The 2,671-nt window shown below is 47.6% G+C and carries 1 protein-coding gene and 2 pseudogenes; all 3 read left to right on the plus strand.

Going from position 1 to position 2,671, the window contains the following annotated elements; genetic code table 11:
- Nucleotides 1-428: pseudogene (locus OP496_RS17025) on the plus strand (UDP-glucose 4-epimerase GalE); the annotation flags it as partial.
- Between the two features lie 282 nt (nt 429-710).
- Nucleotides 711-1,805 (plus strand): glycosyltransferase, encoded by a 1,095-nt coding sequence (locus OP496_RS17030; RefSeq protein WP_280565009.1) that lies wholly within the window; start codon nt 711-713, stop codon nt 1,803-1,805.
- 260 nt (nt 1,806-2,065) lie between these two features.
- Nucleotides 2,066-2,671, plus strand: a pseudogene (locus tag OP496_RS17035) (lipopolysaccharide biosynthesis protein); the annotation flags it as partial.

The raw sequence follows: 2,671 nt of genomic DNA on the forward strand, positions 1-2,671 counted from the left end.
ACTATATCCATGTCATGGATCTGGTCGAGGGCCATCTGGCGGCGATGCGCGTGCTGGCGGATCGTCCGGGGGTGAACGTCTGGAACCTGGGCACCGGTCAGGGGTATTCAGTGCTCGAGATGGTGCGCGCTTTCGAGATGATTTCGCAGCGCGATGTGGCGTATCGCATCGTGCCACGCCGCGACGGGGATATCGCCGAATGCTGGGCCGATGCCTCGCTGGCCGAGCATGAACTGGGCTGGAAAGCTCAGCGCGGCCTGACCGACATGATCGCCGATACCTGGCGCTGGCAGTCGAGCAATCCCGAAGGCTACCCAAGCAAACGCGTGGTGCGACGAGACGGTCTCAGTAAACCCGGCGGCATGGCCAACGCCTTGCCGAGGATCTACCTCATCGACACCGCACGCGCCAACCGCGCTGCCTCGTAACGACCTAACCAGAGAAGACCGAGCGCGGTCACCCGGCCGCGCTCTGATGCTTGTAGTTCGTGTTGAATGAGTAGTTCGTGTTGCGTGAATAGTGACGCCTTCCAATAGGTAAGGTGAGCTTTCTGCTTATAAATACATATTAAAGTTTATTAAATTGAACGTGGCTGCAGAAATTTAGGCCGGCTGTAAACATGGTGCTACATGATGATCTTACAATTCAGTATATGCGTTGCTAAACGGTGAGGTAGGACTTTGATGTTATATAAAGTAAAGGAATAATTCGTGAAGATTTGTATTGTTACACCCTCGTTTGCAGGAGGGGGAGCCGAAAGAATAGCTGTCAATTTGGCGAATTATTACGCTAAAAATGGGTTAGATGTCTGTTTAGTTGTTTTTGAAGGAGTCGGTCCATATCGTAGACAAGTCGGTGGCTCCATCAAGTTAATTGATCTTAATGTTAAGCGGTTGCGCTATGACGCCTGGTTGAAGTTGAGAAAAGTCATAAAAGATGAATCTCCAGAACAGATTCTATCTGTGATGAGAGGAGCAAATATTTTCGTCGGGCTAGCTCTTCCGGTAATGAACAATATAAAAGTTGCATTTCGTGAAGCTAATACAATGGAGGCCGTGAGGCGTAAACCCTGGCGTCGTAGGTTATTTTACAAGTGTCTGATGAGGTTTTCCTATGGACGTGCTAATATTGTTATTGCAAACTCTATGGACACCAAAAAAGACCTTATAGTTAATAAGATAGTTAAGGATAGTTATGTAAAAGTTATTGGTAACCCAGTGATTAATGATGACTTAAATGAAAAGGCTGGAGATGTTTTGTGTCATGATTGGTTATCTTCTTCTGATGTTTTTGTTGTTTTGCACGTTGGTCGTCTTGATATCCAAAAAAACCAAGCACTTTTGTTAAGTGCATTCTCTTTGGCGGTAAAATCGGTTCCTGATCTTAAGCTTGTCATTCTTGGTGAAGGCGAAGAAAAGAAAAATTTAGAAAGACTCGCAGGTGAGTTAGGTGTTAAGGGTAGCGTTGATTTTGTTGCCTTCCAGGATAATCCCTACCCGTATTACAAGGCTGCAGATTTATTTGTTCTGTCTTCTGACTGGGAAGGCTTCGGGAATGTAATAGTGGAAGCATTGGCATGTGGTACGCCCGTTATCAGTACGGATTGCCCAGGTGGCCCAAGGACCATACTTGCTGATGGCAAGTATGGTGTATTAGTACCTTGTGGTGATGCGGAAAGACTTTCATTGGAGATAGTTAACCATGTAAGTAATGTTGGTACGTGGAACTTTGAAAAACTCAAGATGCGTGCAAATGAGTTTTCAGTTGAAGCTGTCGCAAAAAAATATCTGGAAGCAACCCGCTAGATTCTTACTTTTTTATTCTCTTAAATGACTGAGCAGGATGTCCTGTCGGTCAGGTCTTGTGGTGCGCTCTCCATTCAGCTCAATACGGACAGAGCCATTGCAGGCTGCGTCTAGGGATAGTCTTCCACTTATGGCGAGTGGTTCTCCTGAATCGTGTTCTGTTAGGAACATGCTGATTCTAAGAGATAAAACCACTCGGTACCTTCTTTTCTTTCGCAGCCCGGTGAGTTAGGCGGGCTTTCTGATAGGCAGAGATGTGCATGCTTAATCTAGTTGTTACATTGCGACAGAAAACCCATGAAGTATGGCGCAGCCGCTTTGTAAGAAGCGTTGCTGTCGTTGCCACCGGAACGGCAGGAGCGCAGGCGATCACGATGGCTTTTGCACCGCTCATTACCCGCCTTTATGGTCCTGAAGCATACGGTGTGCAAGGTACTTTTATGGCAATACTGGGTGTGGCGGTTCCGGTCGGTGCGCTTGCCTATCCGATTGCTATGGTTTTACCACGACGAGATGAAGAAACCCTTGGGATTATGCAGCTGAGTGCCTATATCTCCGTAATTATTACGGCTTTATTGGCGTTCGGTTTGTGGATGGGGGGAGAGGAGTTTATTTCACTCCTGGAAATAGAAAGCGTGGGTAACTTTATCTACTTGGTGCCTGTGGCTGTGTTGTTCGCGGCCTGGAAGCAGATAGCCCAGCAGTGGTTGATACGCAAAAAAGAATTCGGAGTTATTGCGAGTTCCGCCTTGGCAACTTCCGGAGCTCTGAATAGCGCCAGGGCCTTGGCTGGTTTCTTGCACCCCACCGGCGCTGTACTTATTGTGCTGGCAACCTTAGTAGAAGCGTTGCGCGCGTTGCTGATG

It is taken from the genome of Chromohalobacter sp. 48-RD10, from assembly GCF_029889785.1.
Lineage (GTDB): Bacteria > Pseudomonadota > Gammaproteobacteria > Pseudomonadales > Halomonadaceae > Chromohalobacter.